The organism is Streptomyces sp. DT2A-34, assembly GCF_030499515.1.
GTDB lineage: Bacteria > Actinomycetota > Actinomycetes > Streptomycetales > Streptomycetaceae > Streptomyces.
The window spans coordinates 4,917,386-4,939,833 of sequence record NZ_JASTWJ010000001.1 but is presented as its reverse complement, the minus strand read 5'-3'; the positions used below and the strand labels follow the sequence as shown (position 1 = coordinate 4,939,833).

The window sequence follows — 22,448 nt, the reverse complement described above, 5'->3', positions numbered from 1 at the left end:
GCCCTCGGCGGCTCTTCCCGTGACCTGGGTCACCGATATAACGTGCCGTTGTTCCGGCCCCCTGCAAGGCTGTGACCAGGAGTTGTTCCGGACTTTGGCGATTTACTTGGATATCCAAGCAAAATCGCAGGTCAGGAGGGGTTTCACAGAAATGTGGAGCACTGGGTAACGTGCCTATTGCAGGGCGCTCGCCGGGGCACCTGTCACGCCTGTTCCCGCACGAGCCGCACCCACCCTGTGCGTCCGTAGGGCTTCAGGTGAGCCGCACTGGCACCCGGCGAACCCGGGTAGCCGGACCGACGGAGGAGCACACGTGACCGTGGAGAGCACTGCCGCGCCAAAGCCGCGACGCAGCGCCGGTACCAAGAGCACGGCCGGCAAGCGCACAACCGCAAGGAAATCGCCAGGCACCGACCCCGAACTCGTCCAGCTGCTGACGCCCGAGGGCAAGCGCGTCAAGAACGCCGAGTTCGACAAGTACGTCGCCGGCATCACCCCCGACGAGCTCCGCGGCCTCTACCGCGACATGGTGCTCACCCGCCGCTTCGACGCCGAGGCCACCTCGCTGCAGCGCCAGGGCGAGCTGGGCCTGTGGGCCTCGCTGCTCGGCCAGGAGGCCGCCCAGATCGGCTCCGGCCGGGCCACCCGCGAGGACGACTACGTCTTCCCGACCTACCGCGAGCACGGCGTCGCCTGGTGCCGCGGGGTCGACCCGAGCAACCTGCTCGGCATGTTCCGCGGCGTGAACAACGGCGGCTGGGACCCGAACAGCAACAACTTCCAGCTCTACACGATCGTCATCGGCTCCCAGACGCTGCACGCCACCGGCTATGCGATGGGCATCGCCAAGGACGGCGCCGACAGCGCGGTGATCGCGTACTTCGGCGACGGCGCTTCCAGCCAGGGCGACGTCGCGGAATCGTTCACCTTCTCCGCGGTCTACAACGCCCCCGTCGTGTTCTTCTGCCAGAACAACCAGTGGGCGATCTCCGAGCCGACCGAGAAGCAGACCCGGGTGCCGCTCTACCAGCGTGCGCAGGGCTACGGCTTCCCGGGCGTCCGCGTCGACGGCAACGACGTCCTGGCCTGCCTGGCCGTGACGAAGTGGGCGCTGGAGCGTGCCCGCAGCGGCGAGGGACCGACGCTGGTCGAGGCGTACACGTACCGCATGGGCGCCCACACCACCTCCGACGACCCCACCCGCTACCGCGGTGACGAGGAGCGTCTGGCCTGGGAGGCGAAGGACCCGATCCTGCGCCTTCGCCGCTACCTGGAGGCTTCAAACCACACGGACGACGGATTCTTCGCGGAACTGGAGGCGGAGAGCGAGGCGTTGGGCAAACGAGTGCGCGAAGCGGTCCGCGCCATGCCGGACCCGGACCACTTCGCCATCTTCGAGAACGTGTACGCGGACGGGCATGCGCTCGTCGACGAGGAGCGCGCCCAGTTCGCCGCCTACCAGGCGTCGTTCGCGGACGTAGAGGGGGTCTGACATGGCAGCGGAAGCTGGGACGTTCAAAAGCATGGCCCTGGCCAAGGCGATCAACGAGTCGCTGCGCCGCGCCCTGGACACGGACCCCAAGGTCCTCATCATGGGCGAGGACGTCGGCAAGCTCGGCGGTGTCTTCCGGGTGACGGACGGCCTGCAGAAGGACTTCGGAGAGAGCCGCGTCATCGACACCCCGCTGGCCGAGTCGGGCATCGTGGGCACGGCGATCGGCCTGGCCCTGCGCGGCTACCGCCCGGTCGTGGAGATCCAGTTCGACGGCTTCGTCTTCCCGGCCTACGACCAGATCGTCACGCAGCTGGCGAAGATGCACGCGCGCTCGCTGGGCAAGGTCAAGCTCCCGATCGTCGTCCGCATCCCCTACGGCGGCGGCATCGGCGCGGTGGAGCACCACTCGGAGTCCCCCGAGTCGCTCTTCGCGCACGTGGCCGGTCTGAAGGTCGTCAGCCCCTCCAACCCGTCGGACGCCTACTGGATGATGCAGCAGGCCATCCAGAGCGACGACCCGGTGATCTTCTTCGAGCCGAAGCGGCGGTACTGGGACAAGGGCGAGGTCAACCCCGAGGCGATCCCGGGCCCGCTGCACAAGGCGCAGGTCGTCCGCGAGGGCACGGACCTCACGCTGGCCGCCTACGGCCCGATGGTGAAGCTGTGCCGGGAGGTCGCCGACGCGGCCGCCGAGGAAGGCCGGAACCTGGAGGTCCTGGACCTGCGCTCGGTCTCCCCGCTCGACTTCGACTCCATCCAGGCCTCCGTCGAGAAGACCCGCCGCCTGGTCGTGGTCCACGAGGCCCCGGTGTTCTTCGGCTCGGGTGCGGAGATCGCCGCCCGGATCACGGAGCGCTGCTTCTACCACCTGGAGGCCCCGGTGCTGCGGGTGGGCGGCTATCACGCCCCGTATCCGCCGGCGCGTCTGGAGGAGGAGTACCTGCCGGGCCTGGACCGGGTGCTCGACGCCGTCGACCGTGCCCTGGCGTACTGAGGAGAGGGTCGTGACGACGATGACTCAAGCGTCCGTGCGCGAGTTCAAGATGCCCGACGTGGGCGAGGGACTCACCGAGGCCGAGATCCTCAAGTGGTACGTCCAGCCGGGCGACACGGTCACCGACGGTCAGGTGGTGTGCGAGGTCGAGACGGCCAAGGCGGCCGTCGAGCTGCCCATCCCGTACGACGGGGTGGTCCGGGAGCTGCACTTCCCCGAGGGCACGACGGTGGACGTCGGTACGGCGATCATCGCGGTGGACGTGGCGGGAGGGGCGGGCGGGGCGACCCCGGTCGCCGAGGCGCCGGCTCAGGCCCAGGTTCCCGCCGAGAAGCAGCCGGAGGAGGCCAAGCCGCAGGGCCGCCAGCCGGTGCTGGTCGGCTACGGCGTGGCCGCGTCCTCGACCAAGCGCCGCCCGCGCAAGGGGGCCGACGTCCCGCCTCAGGAGCCCTCGACGGCGGCGCAGGCCCTGCAGTCCGAGCTGAACGGCCATGGCCCCGCCGCGGCGGTGAAGCCTCCCCGGCCGCTGGCGAAGCCGCCGGTGCGCAAGCTGGCGAAGGACCTGGGCGTCGACCTGGCCACGGTGACCCCCACCGGCCCCGACGGCATCATCACGCGGGAGGACGTCCACGCGGCGGTGGCCCCGCCGGCCCCGGCTCCCGAGCCGGGGCCCCAGCCCGCCCCGGTCGCCGCCCCGGCGGCCACGTCGGCGCCGGTGGCCACGTACGACGCGGCCCGCGAGACCCGTATCCCGGTGAAGGGCGTCCGCAAGGCGACGGCGGCGGCGATGGTCGGCTCGGCGTTCACGGCGCCGCATGTCACGGAGTTCGTGACGGTGGACGTGACGCGCACGATGAAGCTGGTCGAGGAGCTCAAGCAGGACAGGGAGTTCGCGGGCCTGCGCGTGAACCCCCTGCTGCTGATCTCCAAGGCTCTCCTGGTCGCCATCAAGCGCAACCCGGAGGTGAACGCCTCCTGGGACGAGGCGGCCCAGGAGATCGTGCGGAAGCACTACGTCAACCTGGGCATCGCGGCGGCGACCCCGCGCGGCCTGATCGTCCCGAACATCAAGGACGCCCACACCAAGACGCTCCCGCAACTGGCCGGGGCGCTGGGCGAGTTGGTGTCGACGGCGAAGGAGGGCAAGACGTCCCCCGCCGCGATGCAGGGCGGCACCGTCACCATCACCAACGTCGGCGTCTTCGGCGTCGACACCGGCACCCCGATCCTCAACCCCGGCGAGTCCGCGATCCTCGCGGTCGGCGCGATCAAGCTCCAGCCGTGGGTCCACAAGGGCAAGGTGAAGCCCCGTCAGGTCACCACGCTGGCGCTCAGCTTCGACCACCGGTTGGTGGACGGCGAGTTGGGCTCCAAGGTGCTGGCCGACGTGGCGGCGATCCTGGAGCAGCCGAAGCGGCTGATCAGCTGGGCGTGAGCCACGCGCGGTGACGAAAGGTGACGGAAAGGGGGCGGCCACTGTCGAGTGGCCGCCCCCTTTCGTCGAGCCGGGGCGTCAGCGGTCAGCCGGAGTCAGCTGATCTTCGCGTAGCCGTAGTTGATCAGCTTCTTCACGTCCGTCGTGCGGTCGGTCGCAGAGGGGGAGGTCATGACGGTCCCCATCACCGACTCCCCGTTGAGAGTGGCCGCGAAGACGAGGCAGTACTTGGCCTCGGTGCCCGAGCCGGTCTTGATGCCGAGCGTGCCGTTCCAGCCGAGCAGCGTGTTGGTGTTGGTCCAGGCCCCCATCGTGCGGGTGGAGCCGCTGCTGGTGATCGTCTTGGCCGTGTACGACTTGGTCTTCACGACGGTCTTGAACGTCGTGCTCTTCATCGCGCTCCGGGCGAGCTTCGTCAGGTCGCGCGGCGTCGAGTAGTTGGACCCGTTGCTGATGCCGTCGAACGAATCGAAGTGCGTGTTCGTCATGCCAAGGTTCTTGGCCATGGTGTTCATCTTGCCGATGAACGACTTCACGCGAGCGTTGACCGTCGTACCGGTACCGAACTTGTCGGCGAGGGCCATCGCGGCGTCGCAGCCGGACGGCAGCATCATCCCGTACAGCAGCTGGCGGACGGTGACCTTGTCGCCGACGATCAGCCTGGCCGACGAGGCGCCCTTGGAGACGATGTAGTCGCTGACTGCCTTCTTGATCGTGACCTTGGTGTCCAGGTTCAGGTTCGTCTGCGAGAGCACGACCTTCGCGGTCATGATCTTCGTGGTGGAGGCGGTGAGCCTCTTGGTGTCAGCGGCCTTGGTGAACAGGGTCGTGCCGGTGGCGCTGTTCATCAGGAACCCGCCCTTGGCGGTGATGGTGGGCGCCGTCACAGCCTGCGCGGGTGCCGCGGTGAGGGCGCCGGTGACGAGCACCGCGCCGGTCGTCACGGCGACGGCTGCGGCTCTGCGGACACGGAAGCCCTTGGTGGCGGTTATCAACTGAAATACCCCGATTACGTCGAATGCCCTTGTGTGCGGCCGAGTTGGAGGGGAAGACAGGTGGGCCGCACATGTGTGACACGTAAGTAGCACAGAAGGTTGTGGGACGTGTGTCGCGGGTCCCCGTGTCTGACTCCTGATCAGGTTTCTCGTCCGCATGCTGGACGAGCGTCCTCATGCGTACGTGTTGTATCTATGCTGTGGGCATGCCCTCAGCCCCGCCCGCCCCCGTGAAGCAGCAGTCCATGAAGCAGCCCCCCGCCGCCGACCGCGTCTACACCCACGTCAAGCAGGGCGTCCTGGAGCGCCGCTACGAGGGCGGGACCCTCCTCACCGAGGGCGAGCTCGCCGAGGCCGTCGGGGTCTCACGGACGCCGGTGCGGGAGGCGCTGCTGCGGCTGGAGGTCGAGGGGCTGATCAAGCTCTATCCGAAGAAGGGCGCACTGGTCCTGCCGGTCTCCGCACAGGAGATCAAGGACGTGGTCGAGACGCGGATGCTCGTCGAGGAGCACGCGGCGCGCAAGGCCGTACCCGCGCCCCCCGGCCTCATCGCGCGCCTGGAGGAACTGCTCGCCCAGCAGAAGGCCCAGGCCGCCGCCGGCGATCTCGCCGGAGCAGCCGTCACCGACCGGTGCTTCCACGCGGAGATCGTCCGCAGCGGCGGCAACGAGATCCTGTCGCGGCTCTACGACCAGCTCCGCGACCGGCAACTGCGCATGGGCGTCGCCGTCCTGCACTCCCACCCCGACCGGATCGCCAAGACCCTCGTCGAGCACGAGGAGATCCTTCAGGCCCTGCGTTCCGGAGACGCCGAGGCCGCCGTCGGGATGGTTCACCGGCACATCGGCTGGTTCTCGCACCTGGCGCGGGGTGAAGAGCGATGAAGACCGTGCTGCCGGGTGACCCTCCGGGCGGCCGCCGCGCCGCCGCAGTCTGGGGCATAGGCGTCTCGGTCTACTTCGTCGCCGTCATCTTCCGTACGTCCCTCGGGGTCGCCGGCCTCGACGCGGCGGACCGCTTCGACGTGAACGCCTCGGCCCTGTCGACCTTCTCGATCCTCCAACTGTTCGTCTACGCCGGCATGCAGATACCCGTCGGCCTGCTCGTCGACCAGCTCGGCACCAAGAAGGTGCTGACCATCGGCGTGGTGCTGTTCACGGCGGGCCAGCTGGGCTTCGCCTTCTCGCCGTCGTACGGCATGGCTCTCGCCTCGCGTGCGCTGCTGGGCTGCGGCGACGCGATGACCTTCATCAGTGTGCTGCGGCTCGGCACCCGCTGGTTCCCGGCCCGGCGCGGGCCGCTGATCGCGCAGCTCGCGGGGCTCGCGGGCATGGCCGGCAACCTCGTCTCCACGCTGGTGCTGGCCCGGCTGCTGCACGGCGTGGGCTGGACGGCGGCCTTCGCGGGCAGCGCGGCGGCGGGCGTCGTCGTACTGGTCCTGCTGCTGTTGTTCCTGAAGGACCACCCCGAGGGGCACGAGCCGGAGCCGCTGCCGCATCTGGGCACGGCCTACGTACGCCGTCAGATCGCCGCGTCCTGGCGGGAGCCGGGCACGCGGCTGGGGCTGTGGGTGCACTTCACGACGCAGTTCCCGGCGATGGTGTTCCTGCTGCTGTGGGGGATGCCGTTCCTGGTGGAGGCACAGGGGCTGTCCCGGGCGACGGCCGGTGAACTGCTCACTCTGGTCGTCCTGTCCAACATGGTCGTGGGCCTGGTCTACGGCCAGGTCGTCGCCCGGCACCACGGGGCGCGGCTGCCGCTGGCGCTCGGGACCGTCGGGGCGACGGCGGTGCTGTGGGCGACGACGCTGGCCTGGCCCGGCGATACGGCGCCGATGTGGCTGCTGATCGTGCTGTGCGCGGTGCTCGGGGCGTGCGGGCCGGCCTCGATGCTCGGCTTCGACTTCGCGCGGCCGGCGAATCCGCCGGAGCGGCAGGGGACGGCGTCCGGCATCACCAACATGGGCGGTTTCGTCGCCTCGATGACGACGCTGTTCGCGATCGGGGTGCTGCTGGACGCGACGGGGGACGACTACGCCGTCGCCTTCTCGGCGGTGTTCGTCCTCCAGGCGCTGGGAGTCAGCCAGATCCTGCGGCTGCGCAAGCGGGCGGCGCGCAGGGAGCGGGAACGGCTGGTCGCCAGCAGGGTGGAGACCGTGCACGTTCCCGCGTGAGCCGCGTGAGCCGCGTGAGCCGCGTGAGCCGCGTGAGCCGGTGAGGCGGCGAGGCGGTGCGTCAGAGGGCTGGGACGAGTGTGAGGTACGCGAGTCCCAGGACCCCGCGGTAGCTCATCCACTGGGCGCGATGGCGGTCGAGGCGCTCGCGTGTCTCGGCCGCGAGCGGGTGGTCGGGGTGCTCGGCCAGCCATATCTCGACGTCCGCCTGGTACGCCGACTCGAACTCCTCCCACTCGTCGAGGCTCGCCGTCTCGGTCCACTCCGGGCGGAAACCGGCGTCGACCGCGAGGTCGAGCAGGGTGGCGAGGTCGTGGTGGTCCGTGGCGGCGGCTTGCGGCCACATGCCGGAGAGTTCGGCGGGGGTCGGGGGGCGCTGCCAGAAGCCCTCCCCGAGCAGTACGCGGCCGCCGTCGGTGACCAGGCGGCGCAGTGCGCGCAGCGCCTCGGTGGTGTGGTCCGGGGGCTCGGCCGTGCTCAGGGCTTGGCTCGCTCCGACGCACAGGACCAGGTCGGCGGGGCCGTGCGAGGTCGCTGCGGCGGACTCCTCGACGAACGTGGCCCTTTGTGCCAGGCCTCGGGCCTCGGCGTTGCGGCGGCCGCGGGCGAGGTCTTCGGCCTTGATGTCGATGCCGGTTCCTGTCGCTTCGGGGGCGGCGGCCAGGATGCGGAGCATCAACTCGGCCCAGCCGCAGCCGATGTCCAGGACTGTGGCGGGGTTCGTGCGGGTGAGTCGCTGGACGAGGCTGTGCGCTCGTGCCTCGGAGAGGGGGCCGTGGAAGGTCAGGCGGGTCAGGCGTGGGGGGCGGGTGGTCGCTGGGGCGGTGTCGGTCACAGCGGGACGTTAGCCTCGGGCGCCGGGTGGGCGACAGTGGATTTCGCCCCCGCCGCCCCTACCCGTCCCATCCTTAAGGGGCTCCGCCCCTTCGCCCCGCCTCTGGGGGCCTGCGGCCCCCAGACCCCCGCTTCGGCCCTGAACGGGCTTCGTCCTCAAACGCCGGACGGGCTGAATGACGCGGGCCGGCCTCGCCCTCAAACGCCGGACGGGCTGGAATTGCCTGGACCGGCGTCGAAAGGGCGCTGTGCCTACGGCGTCACCGTGAAGTTGCGCAGGATCGCTGCCGTCAGGTCCGGGTCGCCCTCTGCCTTTACCCGGTCCGCCGCCGCCTCCGGCGTGACGCGGCCGCAGGCGAGGCGGACGTAGGTTTCCCAGTCGAGGGTGAGGGTGGCGGCGGGGCCCAGGGCGGGGGCCGTTTCGAGGGTGCCTCGGCCCTGGATGTCGACGCGGATCGTGCGGAGGAACTCGATCGGGCCGTGGACGTCGAAGACGATCGCCGAGCTGCGGGGGGCGTCGGCCCGGACGGCGACGATGTCGGGCAGCTGGGCCAGCAGGACGTCGCGGGCGACGTGCGCGCCGGGGGAGTCGAGGTTGCCGGGGCGGCCGAGGGCGGTGCGCAGGTCCTGCTCGTGCACCCATACGTCGAAGGCGTGGGCCCGCATGGACTCTTCGAGGGTGAGCTCCGTCCCGAGCGGGCCGCGTACCTTCGTGCCGGGGTCACGGGACTCGTTGCGCAGCTGGCGGTTGCGGCGGATGACCGTGTACTCCAGCTCGGACGTCATCTCCGGCGCCGTGTGGTGGCGGCGGACGTCGACCTGCATCTCCATATAGCGCTGGTGGTCGTTCGTGACGTGGAAGAGGTCGCGCGGGAGCGTGTGGATGGGACGCGGGTCGCCGAGCATCTCGCAGTCCAGGCCGATGACATGGGACACCACGTCGCGCACCGACCAGCCGGGGCAGGGGGTACGCCGGTTCCACTCGCCCTCCACTAGCGGTGTCACCAGCTCGGATATCGCTTCGATGGAGTGGGTCCAGGCGTCGGCGTAGGGCTGGAGGGTGGGATGCAGACTCACGGAACGGGACCCCTCGGCGGTTGGAACGTCGGTACGCGGGCGGTTTCTGGCGGCGGTGCCAGTGGGCGGCGGCTGCTGTCGGCGGGTGTCTTGGAACGCTAAGTTACGCTGCTGTGAGGCACCCCGGCAGTGCTTTCGTGTGACGATCGTAGGCCTGTGTGGAAGCCCGTGTGGACCGCTCGAATGCCAGGACGGTGGTAGTGTGCGCGCCTCTTTGCTCCAGATCGATGTCAATGAGGGCGAATCGGTCGAATCGCGTCGGGTGAGGGTTGCCTCGCTGGTACGGGAACAGGCCGGGGCGGCGGATCTGGTCGTCCTCCCCGAGCTGTGGACGACCGGGGCGTTCGCCTACGAGGAGTTCGGCAGCGAGGCCGAGCCGCTCGAAGGGCCGACGTACGAGGCGATGGCGAAGGCGGCGAGCGACGCGGGCGTGTGGCTGCACGCGGGCTCGATTCCCGAGCGTGACCCTGAGGGTCCCCTCTACAACACCTCTCTCGTCTTCTCCCCCTCCGGTGATCTGGCCGCCGCGTACCGAAAGATCCATCGGTTCGGCTTCGACAAGGGCGAGGCCGTGCTGATGGGCGCGGGCGAGGAACTGGTGACGGTGCGTCTGCCCAAGACGGTCCTGGGTGTGGCCACTTGCTACGACCTCCGTTTCCCCGAGTTGTTCCGCGGCCTCGTCGACGCCGGCGCCGAGACCCTGGTCCTCCCGGCGGGCTGGCCGGAGCGCCGCCGGGCGCACTGGACGCTGCTGGCTCAGGCGCGGGCGGTGGAGAACCAGGCGTTCGTGCTCGCCTGTGGAACGGCCGGGACGCACGCGGGAGTTCCGCAGGCCGGTCACTCGATCGTGGTGGATCCGTGGGGCGAGGTGCTGGCGCAGGCCGGCGCGGGGGAGCAGGTCCTCACGGTGGAGTTCGACCCGGCGAAGGTCGCGGCGACGCGGGATCAGTTCCCGGCGCTGAAGGACCGGGTGCTGGGGCTGGCGGCGCCGCGCCGCTGACGGCCGCCGAGGCGGCGGTGGTGGTGGCGGTGGTGGCGGTGGCGGATTGCCCCCGCCCCACAGCACAGTCGCCCGCGTGCGCTTCAGCCATTCGCGCGCCCCTCAGTCGTCCACGTGTTCCTTCTCCGCGAGGTGGATCACGCACACCGCCACCGCGATCAGCAGCGCCGGGTCCGCTTCGTCCCGTACGACGTCCACGCCGTACGTCTCCCGGACGTGCAGCCAGCGCCGGGAGACGACGGCCAGCAGTTCGCCGTCGTACTCGACGGCGAACTCCCGGTCGAGGATCTTGCCGCTGACGTCGAGTTCCGTGCTGCCGTCGGCGAGGGACACCCGGTAGTGGTTGCGCAGCAGGGACAGCCGCTTGCGGCGGATCTTCGCGAGCGGCTCGCCGTCCCGCTCGATCACCATCGTGTCGCGCAGGGAGAGCATCTTCTGGTGGATGTCGATGAGGACGCGCCCCTGCGTGTCCTTCAGCTCGAAGGTGTCCCGCAGCCGCATCGCCTTGCCGTCGACGAGGAACACCTTGTTGCCCCGGTCGTCCTCGATCCAGTAGTCGTCGCCGATGCCTAGGAGCCGGTCGCGTACGAGGAATCTCATGAGACGAGGGGTTCCCCGCTGCCCGGCCCGAAACGCCGCCTGTAGGCCGACGGACTGAGCCCCGTCTCGCGCCGCACGCGCGCGCGGAGGTTCGCCGCGGTGCCGAGTCCGCTCCTCGCCGCGACCACGTCCAGCCGTTCTTCCCCGCGCTCGATCAGCCGGCACGCCAGCGCCACCCGCTCCCCCGTCAGCCAGGCCAGCGGCGTAGTCCCCAGCTGCGCCCGGAAGCGGCGGTGCAGGGTGGCCGGCGACACCGACGCGCGCGCCGCCAGGTCCGCCACCGTCAGCGACTCGCCCAGCCGTTCCTGCGCCCACGCCAGCAGGGGCCCCAGCGACGCGTCCGGCACGTCCGGCACCGGCCGTTCCACGAACTGCTTCTGCCCGCCGTCCCGGTGCGCGGCGAACACGAGTCTCCGCGAGACCGCGTTGGCGACCTCGGCACCGTGGTCGCGCCGTACGACATGCAGGCAGAGGTCGAGCGCGGCGGCGCTGCCCGCGGCCGTCAGGAGGTCGCCCTCGTCGACGAAGAGCACGTCCGGTTCCAGCAGCACCTTCGGATGCAGTTCGCGGAAGATGTCGGCCCAGCGCCAGTGGGTGGTCGCCCGACGCCCGTCGAGCAGTCCGGCCTCGGCGAGCGCGAAGCTGCCGGTGCACAGGCTGATGACGCGGGCGCCGCGCGAGTGGGTGCGCCGGATGGCGTCGAGTACGGCGGCGCCGCGCGGCACGACGTTGTCCGGGCGGCCGGGGACGACGAGGGTGTCCGCCTCGTCCACCACCTCCAGCCCGGGCACGCCGGTCAGGGTGAAGAAGCCGTGGTTCATCCGAACCTCGGGCGTGGGCGTGCACAGTGTCACGTCGTACAGCGGCCCGGGGAGGCCGAGCTCCGGACGCGGCAGCCCGAACAACTCGGTTGCCACGCCGACCTCGAAGGGGTTGGTGCCCTCGTCGACGATCACGGCGACACGATGGGTTCGCACCGGCTGAGAGGATCCTTGCGCCATATGCGATTCCTAGCACTCGTACGGCTGCGCAGTCACCCGCACGATGAGCGCATGGAACCCATATCCCTCGACGACGCCCTCGCCTCCTTCACGGCGACCTGGAGCCCTCGCATCGTGACGGCCGTCAACGACTACGACGTCCGCGTGGCCAAGGTCGACGGCGAGCACGTCTGGCACGTCCACGACCACACCGACGAGTTCTTCCTGGTCCTCGGCGGCGAACTGCACATCTCCCTGCGGGAACCGGCGGGCGAGCGCACGGTCGTCCTCCCCAAGGGCTCCGTCTTCACCGTCCCCCGCGGCACCGAGCACAAGCCGTACGCCCCGACGCCCTCCGCGATCCTGGTCCTGGAACCCACCGGCACCCTCACCGTCGGCGACCGCCACGACGACGTACCGGACCACGTGGACGCCACCACGGGGCACGCGCTGAGGTGACTGTCAGTGCCGGGTGGCACGCTTGATCCATGACCGAGTCATCCCCGGCCCCGACCCCCCGTCGCGTCCGCGTCCGCGCCCCCGAGCTGATCGGCAAGGGCGGCTGGCTGAACACGGGCGGCCGCCCGTACGGCCTCGCCGACCTGCGGGGACGCATAGTGATCCTGGACTTCTGGACGTTCTGCTGCATCAACTGCCTGCATGTCCTGGACGAGCTCAGAGAGCTGGAGGAGAAGCACCGGGACACCGTGGTGGTCATCGGGGTGCACTCGCCGAAGTTCGCGCACGAGGCCGACCACCGGGCGGTCGTCGACGCCGTGGAGCGGTACGGCGTCGAGCATCCGGTCCTCGACGACCCCGAGCTCGCCACCTGGAAGCAGTACGCGGTGCGGGCCTGGCCGACGCTCGTCGTGATCGACCCGGAGGGGTACGTCGTCGCGCAGCACGCCGGTGAGGGCCATGTGCACGCCATCGAGCGGCTGGTGACGGAGCTGGAGACCGAGCACGAGGCGAAGGGCACCCTGCGCCGCGGTGACGGGCCGTATGTGGCACCGGAGCCGGAGCCGACGGTGCTGCGCTTCCCGGGCAAGGCGCTGCGTCTGCCCTCCGGGAACTTCTTGGTCAGCGACACGACCCGGCACCAGTTGGTGGAGTTGGCAGAGGACGGGGAGACGGTCGTACGGCGGATCGGTCAGGGCAGTCGTGGTGCCACGGACGGCTCCCCGGACCGAGCGCGGTTCCAGGAGCCGCAGGGGCTCGACCTCCTGCCGGACGGGACGGTGGCGATCGCCGACACGGTGAACCATCTGATCCGGCGCTTCGATCCCGGGACGGGCCGGACCACGACTCTTGCGGGGACGGGTTGGCAGTGGATGCAGGGAGAGGCCACCTCGGGCCCAGGGAGGGACGTCAAACTCTCCTCACCGTGGGACGTGGCCTGGTGGAACGACCGGCTCTGGGTCGCCATGGCCGGCGTCCACCAGCTCTGGGCGTACGACCCGGCCGACGGCACGGTGGCCGTCACCGCCGGCACCACCAACGAGGGCCTCGTCGACGGCCCGGCAGCCGAGGCCTGGTTCGCCCAGCCGTCCGGCCTCGCCGTCTCCCTCGACGGGGAGCGGCTGTGGCTGGCCGACTCCGAGACGTCCGCCCTGCGCTGGGTGGACCGCGACGGCACCGTCCACACCGCCGTAGGCACCGGCCTCTTCGACTTCGGCCACCGCGACGGCGCCGCCGAACAGGCCCTGCTGCAGCACCCGTTGGGCGTCACCGCCCTCCCCGACGGCTCGGTGGCGGTCAGCGACACCTACAACCACGCCCTGCGCCGCTACGACCCCGCGACCGGCGAGGTCACCACCCTGGCCACGGATCTGCGGGAGCCGTCGGACGCGGTCCTGGTCGGCGACGACATCGTGGTCGTGGAGTCGGCCCGGCACCGGCTGACCCGGCTGCGCCTGCCGGAGGAGGCCGTACGCGTCGAGGCGGTCGCCCACCGCACGCAGCGCGCCGCCACCGAAGTCGCCCCCGGCAAGCTGCAGTTGGACGTGATCTTCCAGGCCCCGGCGGGCCAGAAGCTCGACACCCGGTACGGTCCCTCGACTCGCCTCCTGGTCTCCTCCACCCCGCCCGAGCTGCTGCTCGCCGGTGAGGGCGCGGACACGGACCTCGCCCGCACGCTGGAGATCAACCCGGCGGTCCCCGAAGGCGTCCGGCACGTCTCCGCCATGGCGGCGTCATGCGACGACGACCCTTCGAACGAGTACCCGGCCTGCCATGTCCACCAGCAGGACTGGGGCGTGCCGGTCCGCCTCACGCGGACCGGCACGCCCCGCCTGCCGTTGGTGCTCGCGGGGATGGACGCTCAGACGCCGTAACCGTCGCTGTAGCCGTCCCGCCTGTGGTGGTGTCCGGTCTCGTCGACGACCGGCGTCGACGGCGGGACCACCACGCGTCGGCGCCTGGCGATGCTGCTGAACGTCGTGGTTCCGATCAGTCCGACGATCATCAGGATGATGCCGACGAGGTCGAGATTGACACCCTGCATGTCCCAGTCGGTCGCGAACGTGAGGATGGCTCCCACGGCGATGAGGATGATGCACCCGCCGAGGCCCATGAGTTGTCGCCTCCCTGTCCGGTGGTTCCGGTCAGAGGCGGGTACCCCGGCCCCGCGGGGCTACCCCTCCAAGAACGCCACCAACGAGTTCGCCAGCAGGTGCGGGTCGTCCGCGCCGCACAACTCCCGCGCGCTGTGCATCGAGAGGATCGCCACGCCGATGTCGACCGTCTTGATGCCGTGCCGGGCCGCGGTGATCGGGCCGATCGTCGTGCCGCAGGGCATGGAGTTGTTGGAGACGAAGGACTGGAAGGGCACGTCGGCCTTCTCGCAGGCGGCGGCCCACACCGCGCGGCCCGAACCGTCGGTGGCGTAGCGGTTGTTGACGTTGACCTTCAGGATCGGCCCGCCGTTGACGCGCGGGTGGTGCGTCGGGTCGTGGCGCTCGGCGTAGTTGGGGTGGACCGCGTGGCCCGTGTCGGAGGAGAGGCAGACCGTGGCCGCGAAGGCACGTGCCTTGTCCTCGTACGCCCCCCCGCGCGCGAACACCGAACGCTCCAGGATGCCGCCCAGCAGCGGACCGTCGGCGCCGGTGTCGCTCTGCGAGCCGTTCTCCTCGTGGTCGAAGGCGGCCAGCACCGGGATGTACGGCAGTCCGGCGCCCGAGCCGGCCACCGCGGTCAGTGCCGCCGCGCCCGCGTGCACGGACAGCAGGTTGTCCATGCGCGGGCCGGCGACCAGTTCCTTGTCCCGGCCGAGGTACGCCGGCGGCTCCACGGAGTGCACCATCAGGTCCCAGCCGGTGACCTCGCCCGCCGCCAGCCCGGCCGTCTCCTCCAGGAAGGCGATCAGGTCGCCGTCCCGCACGTCGTTGCCCAGGCCCCAGATGGGCTGCAGATGCCGCTGCTTGTCGAGCTTGAGCCCCTCCGCCGACACGGCACGGTCCAAGTGGATGGCGAGTTGGGGGACACGCAGCAGCGGACGGTCCACGTTCACCAGTCGCGTCGTGCCGTCCCGCAGCGTCAGCCGGCCCGCCAGGCCCAGGTCGCGGTCGAGCCAGGAGTTGAGCAGCGGTCCGCCGTAGATCTCCACGGCCACCTGCCGCCAGCCGTGCGCCCCGGTGTCCGGCAGCGGCTTCACCCGCAGGTTGGGGGAGTCCGTGTGCGCGCCGACGATCCGGAACGGCGTGTGGGGCGCCGCGCCCTCGGGGACGTACCAGGCCACGATCGCGCCACCGCGCAGCACGTACTTGCCGCCGCTCGTCCCGTCCCAGGCGTCCGTCTCCCCGACCTGTCGGAAACCGGCCTTTTCCAGCCGCTCGGCGGTGTTCGCCACGGCGTGGTACGGCGACGGGCTTGCCGCGAGGAAGGACATGAGGTCGTCGGTGTGGCCGCGGTCGAAGCGGGGGGGTTCGCTCATGGGGTTCACCTTAACGACGTACGAGGGCCCGCTCCCGGTGATGGGGAGCGGGCCCTCGCAAGGGCGATGTGGGTTTCTGCCGCTTGGAACCGAGTTGACTGGAACGAGCTGACTAGAACGCCGCCTCGTCCAGCTCCATCAGCTCCAGGTCGATGCCCTCGGCGAGCTTGCGCGCACCGGTGACACCCGGCAGGACGTTGGCCGCGAAGAACTTCGCCGCCGCGATCTTGCCCGTGTAGAAGGCCACATCTTTAGAAGACACAGCCTTGGCGGAGGCCGTCTCCAGCTTCTCGGCGGCGATCGCGGCGCCCTTGAGGAGCAGGTAGCCGACGACGACGTCACCGGTGGCCAGCAGCAGGCGGGTGGTGTTCAGGCCCACCTTGTAGATGTTCTTGACGTCCTGCTCGGTGGCCGCGAGGTCGGTCAGCATCAGGCCGACGATCGCCTCCAGCTCGACGGCCGCCTTCGCGAGGTGCTCGCGGGCGCCGGCCAGTTCCTCGCCGCCCTCGCCGAGCGCCAGGAACTTCTTGATGTCCTCGGCGAGCGAGTTCAGCGCGGCGCCCTGGTTGCGGACGATCTTCCGGAAGAAGAAGTCCTGGCCCTGGATCGCGGTGGTGCCCTCGTACAGGGTGTCGATCTTGGCGTCGCGGATGTACTGCTCGATCGGGTACTCCTGCAGGAAGCCGGAGCCGCCGAAGGTCTGCAGCGACTGGGCGAGCTGCTCGTAGCCCTTCTCGGAGCCGTAGCCCTTGACGATCGGCAGGAGCAGGTCGTTGAGCGCGTGCTCGGCCTTGGCGTCCTCGCCGGCCGCCTCCTTGACCGCGATCGCGTCCTGGATCGAGGCCGTGTACAGCACCAGGGCACGCATGCCCTCCGCGTACGCCTTCTGCGTCATCAGCGAGCGGCGCACGTCCGGGTGGTGGGTGATGGTGACCTTGGGCGCGGTCTTGTCCATGAAGTTCGCGAGGTCCGGACCCTGGACGCGCTCCTTGGCGTACTCCAGCGCGTTCAGGTAGCCCGTCGACAGCGTGGAGATCGCCTTCGTGCCGACCATCATGCGGGCGAACTCGATGATGCGGAACATCTGGCGGATGCCGTCGTGCTTGTCGCCGATCAGCCAGCCCTTCGCGGGGTGCTGGTCGCCGAAGGTCATCTCGCAGGTGTTGGAGGCCTTCAGGCCCATCTTGTGCTCGACGTTCGTGGCGTAGACGCCGTTGCGCTCGCCCAGCTCACCGGTCTCGAAGTCGAAGAGGTACTTCGGGACGAGGAAGAGGGACAGGCCCTTGGTGCCCGGACCGGCACCTTCCGGCCGCGCGAGCACGTAGTGAAGGATGTTCTCCTCCATGTCGTGCTCACCGGAGGTGATGAAGCGCTTCACGCCCTCGATGTGCCAGGAGCCGTCCTCCTGCTGGATCGCCTTGGTGCGGCCGGCGCCCACGTCCGAGCCGGCGTCCGGCTCGGTGAGGACCATGGTGGAGCCCCAGGTCTTCTCGACGGCGATCTGCGCGATCTTCTTCTGGACCTCGTTGCCCTCGTCGTAGAGGATCCCGGCGAACGCCGGGCCGGAGGAGTACATCCACACGGCCGGGTTCGCGCCGAGGATCAGCTCCGCGTACGACCAGATCAGCGACGGGGGTGCCGTCGTGCCGCCGATCGCCTCGGGCAGGCCGAGACGCCAGTACTCGGAGTCCATGAAGGCCTTGTAGCTCTTCTTGAAGGACGCCGGGACCGGCGCGGTGTTCGTCTCGGGGTCGAAGACCGGCGGGTTGCGGTCGGCGTCGGCGAAGGACTCCGCCAGTTCGTTCTCGGCGAGGCGGGTGAGCTCCTCGAGGATGCTCTTCGCGGTCTCGGTGTCCATCTCCTCGAACGGGCCGGTGCCGTACAGCTTGTCGCGCCCGAGTACTTCGAAGAGATTGAACTCGATGTCGCGGAGATTCGACTTGTAGTGCCCCATGGCGACGGCTCCGTTAGAGAGATCGGCGAGGCACTGGGTGTGCATCCTCGCGCTAGTTCACGTACCAACAAGTAGCTACGATGATGCTACCCGCCAGTAATAAGACGCAACCCCGATCCGCAATCTGTGACAGGTCACACCGGAACCGTCAGCGTCGCCGTGTACCCCTCCGCCGGGCTCCCCTTCATGGTGGCCATCTGCTGGTCGTAGCCGTCGCTGAAAATGCCGTCCGTCTCCAGGGACAGCTCGCTCAGGTTCGTCACGCTCCGGCGGTAGCCGTCCGTGGCGTACACCGTGTCGCAGACGTCCTTCGGGAACGCGAGCTGTGAGGTGTTGGTGATGGAGGTCGCGGCCGTGGCGTCGGCCAGGCTGCCGTAGACCTCGAAGTGGATGTGCGGCCAGCGGCCCGTGTAGCAGCCCGGGAAGATGCTCTTGAAGGTGACCTGGCCCTTGTCGTCGGTCTCCTGGACGCCCCGCAGGTAGTTCTCGTCGGTGACGCCCTCGGAGTAGAGGGAGTAGTTGCCGTCCCGGTCGCAGTGCCAGATATAGACGGCGGCGCCCTTCTTCGGCGTCCCGCAGCCGGAGGCGGCGTCCACGACCGTGAGGGTGACGGTCAGGGGGACGCCCTCGGCGGTGCCGCCCGCGGAGTCGCCGAAGCTCTTGGTGATGTCGCTGCGGACGACACCGCTCTCCTTCAGGACGTTCACGCCGTTCGAGCCGTCGCCGGGGAAGGGGCCGGCGGTCTCGTCGGGAATGGTGGCGCACTCGGCGGACGAGGAGTCGGAGGTGGGCGCCGAGGATGACGTCGAGGTCTCCTCCTCGGAGGTGCAGCCCACCAGCGGTACCAGGCTCGCGCCCGCCATGAGCCGGATCATCCGGCGGCGGGCGAGGACGGGAAGGTCGTACGAGAGTCCTCTGTCGTGCTCGTGGACCTCGTCGTCGTGATGTCGGCTCATGGTCTGACGCTAATGAAGGGCAGCTGTCGGAAACCAGGCCAGTCGCTGTCGAGTCGCTGTCGGTTTGCCAGGGCCCCGTTCCGGCCTCCCGTATTGGTCCCCCGTACCGGCCCGCCGTCCCCGCGCTCTCGGTACGCTTGCGCCCATGTACGGCTACGACCAGAACGTCGGCGCACAGCAGGGGTACGCCCCGCCGCAGCAGCCCATGGCCGGCGGCGTCGGCGGGTACGGCCAGCAGCCCCCGCTCTACCCCGAGCCGTCCCCGCCCTCGCTCGCGGACGCGGTGCGGGCCTTCACCACCGGGCAGATGTCCGCCGAGGACTTCCAGCAGGTCTTCGCCACGTCGAAGGTCTACTGCCCGCGCGGCGACAACCCCGGCTTCCTCGCCCTGCACAACACCCAGCAGCCGGTGATCCCGATGTTCACCTCGCTCAAGGAGCTGCGGCGGTACGCGGGCAAGGAGTCCAAGTACTTCGTCATCACCGGCGCCGAGGTGATCGACCTGCTGCCGACCGGCTACGGCTTCGTCCTGGACATGGAGGGCGAGCACCGCATGGTCTTCGACGCGAAGGCCGTGGAGCAGATGGTCGAGTTCGCGATGCGCCGGATGTACGGCTAGTCGGACTTCGCAGGGCCGGGCCGGAATATCCCTCCCTGGTTGTCACAGCCATGCCATAGAGTGCCCCCTGGCAGCCGCGCCCCGCATGCCACCGCCTTCCCGCGGTCCGCGTCCGGGTGCCGCGCGGCGCTCTCATCTCCCGGCAACCCCGGGATTCCTTGTGGGGGTTCATCACTGTGCGCATGCGCAGCACCTCGGCCGCGACGGCGCTCGCGGTCCTCTTCAGCTCGGCGGCGCTGAGCGTCGTGGCGGCGGGGCCGGCGTCGGCCGCGTCCGCCGTCGTCACCCAGCCCGTCGGTCTGGTCGCGGACGGCGCGCTTCAGCGCGTCTTCGTGGCGGACCAGGACAACGGACGGATCCTGGCCACCGACTACAGCGGCACCCTGGTCGACGTGAACGTCGGCTTCGGCCGCCCCAGCGACCTCGCGCTCTCGGACGACGGTCTCACCCTGTACGCGGTCCTGCCGACGACCCACGAGATCGTGGCCGTCGACGCGGCCACGCTGGACGTCAGGACCCGCTACGACCTCGGCGCCGGCGTCGACCCGCGTGAGGCCGCCTTCGCGGGCGGGCGACTGTGGTTCTCGTACCGGACGACGGACGAGAGCGGCTTCCACGGCAACCTGGGCGTCATCGACCCCGCCGCCCCCGACGCGGCCGCCGCGGTGACCCTCGGACAGCTCCCGGAGGGTGTCGCCCCGTACTACAACGCGGGCATCCTCGACGCGGACCCGTCCTCACCCGGTCTGCTCGCCTTCCACGACAGCGGCGACCGCGCGGGCGCGATCAACCTCCTCGACGTCTCCGGCGCCACCCCGCAGGTGGTCGCCAAGACGGACAGCGATCGCTGGACCCTGGACATCGACCTGATGCCCGGCGCCTCCCAGGTGCTGTGGAACGGCTACCGGAAGCTGAACTACGCCGACGGCGCCTTCACGGAGGTCGCGGGCCTCACGGAGACCGGCTGGCACGGCGACGTCTCGCCGGGCGGCCTGATCGCCCAGGCCTACGACCGCCACGTCAACATCTACAAGGCGGGCTCCGCCACGCCGGTACGCCGCTTCGACGCCGGGACCTCCAGCATGGGCGAGGTGACCTGGGCCCCCGACTCCTCCCGGGTGTTCGCCCTGGCCGGCAACTCGGACAACACGTACACCCTGAAGGCGTTCACGGGCCCGGCGCTCAGCGTGCCGACCCTCACGGTCAACGCGCCCGCGTCCGCGACCCGCGCCAAGCAGCTCACGGTCACCGGCAAACTCACGGCGAACGTGCCGTTCGCGGCCGGCACCCGGCTGACCGTCACCCGCACCGACCTGGAGAGCCCGAATGGCAAGGCGCTGCCCGCGGTCACGGTCAAGGCGGACGGCACCTACTCCTTCACCGACACACCGCCGGCCGGCGGCAAGGTCAAGTACACGGTGAAGTACGCGGGCGACGCCGAGCACACGGCGGCGAGCGCCTCCGACACCGTCGAGGTCTCCCGCGCCACGACCTCGCTCAGCCTGAACAACAACGGCAAGCTGTACAGCTACGGCACCGACGTCAAGTTCACCGCGCACCTCGGCACGACGTACAAGAACCGCTCGGTGGAGATCTGGGCCGACCCGTTCGGCGGGGACAAGCCCAAGAAGCTGATCAGGAGCGGGACGGTCAACTCCGACGGCAACATCGCCGCCTGGGTGGACATGACCCGGGACACCGCCGTCACGGCCGTCTTCAAGGGCGACGCGCGGTACAAGCCGAAGACGGTGAAGGTCACCGCGTACGCCAAGGTGAAGGTCTCCACCGCCGTCTCCAGGCACTACAAGACGGCGAAGATCGGCACGAGGACGTACTACTGGTTCCGCAAGAGCACCGACCCGCTGCTCACCACGACGATGACCTACTACCCGGGCCGCCAGCAGCGCTTCGACCTGCAGGTCTACTACCAGGGCTCGTGGTACTCGGCGGACTCGCAGTACTTCCCGCTCGGTACGAACGGGAAGTCGGCCGTGACCCTGGAGGCGCCCGGTGAGTCGGGCATCCGGGCGCGGATGCGGTCGGTGTACGTCAACGGCTCGTCCGGCGACAGCGTGAACTCGACGACGTACGGGTCCTGGAAGTACCTGTACTTCAGCAACTGACCCACCGGTCCGCTCGGACGGGGGAAGCCCGGAGGGAATGTCCTCCGGGCTTTTCCTGTTCGAGGTAGCAAGAAGTTCAATACTCAACTAAACTGTCGCACAAGGAGGTACCGACATGCCTGCAGTGACCGTCGAGAACCCGCTGACGCTGCCGCGCGTCGCCGCGCCCGCGGAGGCAGTGGCCCGTCCCGTGCTCGCCGTCACGACCGCGCCGAGCGGTTTCGAGGGCGAGGGCTTCCCGGTGCGCCGGGCGTTCGCCGGGATCAACTACCGCCACCTGGACCCGTTCATCATGATGGACCAGATGGGCGAGGTGGACTACGCGCCGGGCGAGCCCAAGGGCACCCCCTGGCACCCGCACCGCGGCTTCGAGACCGTCACGTACATCATCGACGGGATCTTCGACCACCAGGACTCCAACGGCGGCGGTGGAACCATCACCAACGGCGACACGCAGTGGATGACCGCGGGTTCGGGCCTCCTGCACATCGAGGCCCCGCCGGAGGCGCTCGTCATGTCCGGCGGTCTCTTCCACGGCCTGCAGCTGTGGGTGAACCTCCCGGCCAGGGACAAGATGATGGCGCCGCGCTACCAGGACATCCGCGGCGGCAACGTCCAGCTGCTGACGTCCCCGGACGGCGGTGCGCTGCTGCGCGTCATCGCGGGTGAGCTGGACGGCCACCAGGGCCCCGGTATCACCCACACCCCGATCACGATGATCCACGCGAGCCTCGCCCCGGGCGCGGAGATCAGCCTGCCGTGGCGCGAGGACTTCAACGGCCTCGCGTACGTCCTCGCCGGACGGGGTGCGGTGGGTGCGGAACGCCGCCCGATCCACCTCGGCCAGACCGCGGTCTTCGGTGACGGCGGCTCGCTGACGGTCCGCGCCGACGAGAAGCAGGACTCCCACACGCCGGGCCTGGAGGTCGTGCTGCTGGGCGGGCAGCCGATCCGCGAGCCGATGGCCCACTACGGCCCGTTCGTGATGAACACGCGGGAAGAGCTCCAGCAGGCCTTCGAGGACTTCCAGAAGGGTCGGCTGGGGACGATCCCCGCCGTCCACGGAATGACCGAGGGCGGGCCGCGGAGCTGACACGCACGAGGTCCCCGTCCGCGTGGACGGGGACCTCCCTCCGGAATGTTCACGTGGATCGTGAGAACTGCTCGACGTAGAAGTCGCTGAGCCGGACCACCGGTTCCGTCCGGGCCGTCGTCGAGCTTCCGGTTCACCTGCCATGAGGCGGCCAGCTCGGCCTTCCCGGGAACCAGCCGCACGGGGTAC

At 69.9% G+C, this 22,448-nt stretch carries 20 protein-coding genes; 11 read left to right on the top strand and 9 right to left on the bottom strand.

Annotated elements, in window-relative coordinates; all coding sequences use genetic code 11:
- The first annotated feature begins 313 nt into the window (after positions 1-313).
- From pdhA to QQM39_RS21810, 3 genes are read left to right on the top strand one after another with little or no spacing between them, the layout of a single operon-like run.
- The gene (pdhA, locus tag QQM39_RS21820) at positions 314-1,492 is read left to right on the top strand and encodes a pyruvate dehydrogenase (acetyl-transferring) E1 component subunit alpha (RefSeq protein WP_301998998.1); all 1,179 of its coding nucleotides are present in this window, start codon (positions 314-316) and stop codon (positions 1,490-1,492) included.
- Position 1,493: 1 nt separating this feature from the next.
- Complete coding sequence (locus QQM39_RS21815; protein ID WP_301998996.1) at positions 1,494-2,489, top strand: alpha-ketoacid dehydrogenase subunit beta; 996 nt, start codon at positions 1,494-1,496, stop codon at positions 2,487-2,489.
- Positions 2,490-2,499: 10 nt separating this feature from the next.
- Positions 2,500-3,924: a dihydrolipoamide acetyltransferase family protein gene (locus tag QQM39_RS21810; protein ID WP_301998994.1), complete on the top strand. Its 1,425-nt coding sequence runs from the start codon at positions 2,500-2,502 to the stop codon at positions 3,922-3,924.
- 95 nt (positions 3,925-4,019) lie between these two features.
- On the opposite strand, the gene QQM39_RS21805 is transcribed toward QQM39_RS21810, so the two are convergent.
- Positions 4,020-4,919 (bottom strand): D-alanyl-D-alanine carboxypeptidase family protein, encoded by a 900-nt coding sequence (locus QQM39_RS21805; RefSeq protein ID WP_301998993.1) that lies wholly within the window; start codon positions 4,917-4,919, stop codon positions 4,020-4,022.
- Between the two features lie 206 nt (positions 4,920-5,125).
- Here QQM39_RS21805 and QQM39_RS21800 point away from each other — a divergent pair, with 206 nt between their 5' ends.
- Both QQM39_RS21800 and QQM39_RS21795 read left to right on the top strand, forming a co-directional pair.
- Positions 5,126-5,803 carry a GntR family transcriptional regulator gene (locus QQM39_RS21800; protein WP_301998991.1) on the top strand — a complete coding sequence of 226 codons (678 nt, stop codon included), beginning with the start codon at positions 5,126-5,128 and terminating at the stop codon, positions 5,801-5,803.
- Positions 5,800-7,092 carry a nitrate/nitrite transporter gene (locus QQM39_RS21795; RefSeq protein ID WP_301998989.1) on the top strand — a complete coding sequence of 431 codons (1,293 nt, stop codon included), beginning with the start codon at positions 5,800-5,802 and terminating at the stop codon, positions 7,090-7,092. Before QQM39_RS21800 ends, QQM39_RS21795 begins: the two co-directional genes overlap by 4 nt.
- 61 nt (positions 7,093-7,153) lie before the next feature.
- Here QQM39_RS21795 and QQM39_RS21790 read toward each other — a convergent pair whose 3' ends face one another.
- The gene (locus QQM39_RS21790) at positions 7,154-7,927 is read right to left on the bottom strand and encodes a cyclopropane-fatty-acyl-phospholipid synthase family protein (RefSeq protein ID WP_301998987.1); all 774 of its coding nucleotides are present in this window, start codon (positions 7,925-7,927) and stop codon (positions 7,154-7,156) included.
- A 251-nt stretch (positions 7,928-8,178) separates the two neighbouring features.
- The gene (locus tag QQM39_RS21785; RefSeq protein WP_301998985.1) at positions 8,179-9,003 is read right to left on the bottom strand and encodes a maleylpyruvate isomerase family mycothiol-dependent enzyme; all 825 of its coding nucleotides are present in this window, start codon (positions 9,001-9,003) and stop codon (positions 8,179-8,181) included.
- 202 nt (positions 9,004-9,205) lie between these two features.
- On the opposite strand from QQM39_RS21785, the gene QQM39_RS21780 reads away from it, so the two are divergent.
- The gene (locus QQM39_RS21780; protein WP_301998983.1) at positions 9,206-10,003 is read left to right on the top strand and encodes a carbon-nitrogen family hydrolase; all 798 of its coding nucleotides are present in this window, start codon (positions 9,206-9,208) and stop codon (positions 10,001-10,003) included.
- 102 nt (positions 10,004-10,105) lie between these two features.
- Here the strand turns inward: QQM39_RS21780 and QQM39_RS21775 are convergent, their stop codons facing one another.
- Both QQM39_RS21775 and QQM39_RS21770 read right to left on the bottom strand, forming a co-directional pair.
- Positions 10,106-10,603: an LURP-one-related/scramblase family protein gene (locus tag QQM39_RS21775; RefSeq protein WP_301998982.1), complete on the bottom strand. Its 498-nt coding sequence runs from the start codon at positions 10,601-10,603 to the stop codon at positions 10,106-10,108.
- Positions 10,600-11,604 carry a helix-turn-helix domain-containing protein gene (locus tag QQM39_RS21770; RefSeq protein WP_301998980.1) on the bottom strand — a complete coding sequence of 335 codons (1,005 nt, stop codon included), beginning with the start codon at positions 11,602-11,604 and terminating at the stop codon, positions 10,600-10,602. Before QQM39_RS21770 ends, QQM39_RS21775 begins: the two co-directional genes overlap by 4 nt.
- 51 nt (positions 11,605-11,655) lie before the next feature.
- On the opposite strand from QQM39_RS21770, the gene QQM39_RS21765 reads away from it, so the two are divergent.
- Together QQM39_RS21765 and QQM39_RS21760 are read left to right on the top strand one after the other, a co-directional pair.
- Complete coding sequence (locus QQM39_RS21765; protein WP_301998978.1) at positions 11,656-12,042, top strand: cupin domain-containing protein; 387 nt, start codon at positions 11,656-11,658, stop codon at positions 12,040-12,042.
- Between the two features lie 29 nt (positions 12,043-12,071).
- Positions 12,072-13,916, top strand: a complete 1,845-nt coding sequence (locus QQM39_RS21760) for a thioredoxin-like domain-containing protein (RefSeq protein ID WP_301998976.1) — start codon at positions 12,072-12,074, stop codon at positions 13,914-13,916.
- Here the strand turns inward: QQM39_RS21760 and QQM39_RS21755 are convergent.
- The 4 genes from QQM39_RS21755 to QQM39_RS21740 all read right to left on the bottom strand — a co-directional run bounded on the left by QQM39_RS21755 (position 13,904) and on the right by QQM39_RS21740 (position 18,424).
- Positions 13,904-14,155 carry a DUF6458 family protein gene (locus QQM39_RS21755; RefSeq protein ID WP_301998974.1) on the bottom strand — a complete coding sequence of 84 codons (252 nt, stop codon included), beginning with the start codon at positions 14,153-14,155 and terminating at the stop codon, positions 13,904-13,906. The genes QQM39_RS21760 and QQM39_RS21755 overlap by 13 nt on opposite strands.
- A 60-nt stretch (positions 14,156-14,215) precedes the next feature.
- The gene (locus tag QQM39_RS21750) at positions 14,216-15,514 is read right to left on the bottom strand and encodes a M18 family aminopeptidase (RefSeq protein WP_301998972.1); all 1,299 of its coding nucleotides are present in this window, start codon (positions 15,512-15,514) and stop codon (positions 14,216-14,218) included.
- Positions 15,515-15,626: 112 nt separating this feature from the next.
- A complete protein-coding gene (locus tag QQM39_RS21745; protein WP_301998970.1) occupies positions 15,627-17,468 on the bottom strand; it encodes an acyl-CoA dehydrogenase in 1,842 nt (613 codons plus the stop codon).
- A 134-nt stretch (positions 17,469-17,602) separates the two neighbouring features.
- Positions 17,603-18,424 carry an intradiol ring-cleavage dioxygenase gene (locus QQM39_RS21740; RefSeq protein WP_301998968.1) on the bottom strand — a complete coding sequence of 274 codons (822 nt, stop codon included), beginning with the start codon at positions 18,422-18,424 and terminating at the stop codon, positions 17,603-17,605.
- 145 nt (positions 18,425-18,569) lie between these two features.
- Here QQM39_RS21740 and QQM39_RS21735 point away from each other — a divergent pair, with 145 nt between their 5' ends.
- From QQM39_RS21735 to QQM39_RS21725, 3 genes are all read left to right on the top strand, one after another.
- Entirely contained in the window at positions 18,570-19,043 is a 474-nt protein-coding gene (locus QQM39_RS21735; protein ID WP_031483212.1) for an SseB family protein, read from the top strand.
- A 182-nt stretch (positions 19,044-19,225) separates the two neighbouring features.
- Positions 19,226-21,166 carry a YncE family protein gene (locus QQM39_RS21730; RefSeq protein WP_301998964.1) on the top strand — a complete coding sequence of 647 codons (1,941 nt, stop codon included), beginning with the start codon at positions 19,226-19,228 and terminating at the stop codon, positions 21,164-21,166.
- Positions 21,167-21,281: 115 nt separating this feature from the next.
- Positions 21,282-22,259 carry a pirin family protein gene (locus QQM39_RS21725; protein ID WP_301998962.1) on the top strand — a complete coding sequence of 326 codons (978 nt, stop codon included), beginning with the start codon at positions 21,282-21,284 and terminating at the stop codon, positions 22,257-22,259.
- The last annotated feature ends 189 nt before the right edge of the window (positions 22,260-22,448 follow it).

Coding starts and splice junctions, on each gene's coding strand:
- QQM39_RS21740 (WP_301998968.1), bottom strand. CDS start 18,424: ATGAGCCGACATCACGACGACGAGGTCCACGAGCACGACAGAGGACTC.
- QQM39_RS21770 (WP_301998980.1), bottom strand. CDS start 11,604: ATGGCGCAAGGATCCTCTCAGCCGGTGCGAACCCATCGTGTCGCCGTG.
- QQM39_RS21795 (WP_301998989.1), top strand. CDS start 5,800: ATGAAGACCGTGCTGCCGGGTGACCCTCCGGGCGGCCGCCGCGCCGCC.
- QQM39_RS21745 (WP_301998970.1), bottom strand. CDS start 17,468: ATGGGGCACTACAAGTCGAATCTCCGCGACATCGAGTTCAATCTCTTC.
- QQM39_RS21755 (WP_301998974.1), bottom strand. CDS start 14,155: ATGGGCCTCGGCGGGTGCATCATCCTCATCGCCGTGGGAGCCATCCTC.
- QQM39_RS21775 (WP_301998982.1), bottom strand. CDS start 10,603: ATGAGATTCCTCGTACGCGACCGGCTCCTAGGCATCGGCGACGACTAC.
- QQM39_RS21815 (WP_301998996.1), top strand. CDS start 1,494: ATGGCAGCGGAAGCTGGGACGTTCAAAAGCATGGCCCTGGCCAAGGCG.
- QQM39_RS21800 (WP_301998991.1), top strand. CDS start 5,126: ATGCCCTCAGCCCCGCCCGCCCCCGTGAAGCAGCAGTCCATGAAGCAG.
- QQM39_RS21725 (WP_301998962.1), top strand. CDS start 21,282: ATGCCTGCAGTGACCGTCGAGAACCCGCTGACGCTGCCGCGCGTCGCC.
- QQM39_RS21765 (WP_301998978.1), top strand. CDS start 11,656: ATGGAACCCATATCCCTCGACGACGCCCTCGCCTCCTTCACGGCGACC.
- QQM39_RS21730 (WP_301998964.1), top strand. CDS start 19,226: ATGCGCAGCACCTCGGCCGCGACGGCGCTCGCGGTCCTCTTCAGCTCG.
- QQM39_RS21760 (WP_301998976.1), top strand. CDS start 12,072: ATGACCGAGTCATCCCCGGCCCCGACCCCCCGTCGCGTCCGCGTCCGC.
- QQM39_RS21750 (WP_301998972.1), bottom strand. CDS start 15,514: ATGAGCGAACCCCCCCGCTTCGACCGCGGCCACACCGACGACCTCATG.
- QQM39_RS21735 (WP_031483212.1), top strand. CDS start 18,570: ATGTACGGCTACGACCAGAACGTCGGCGCACAGCAGGGGTACGCCCCG.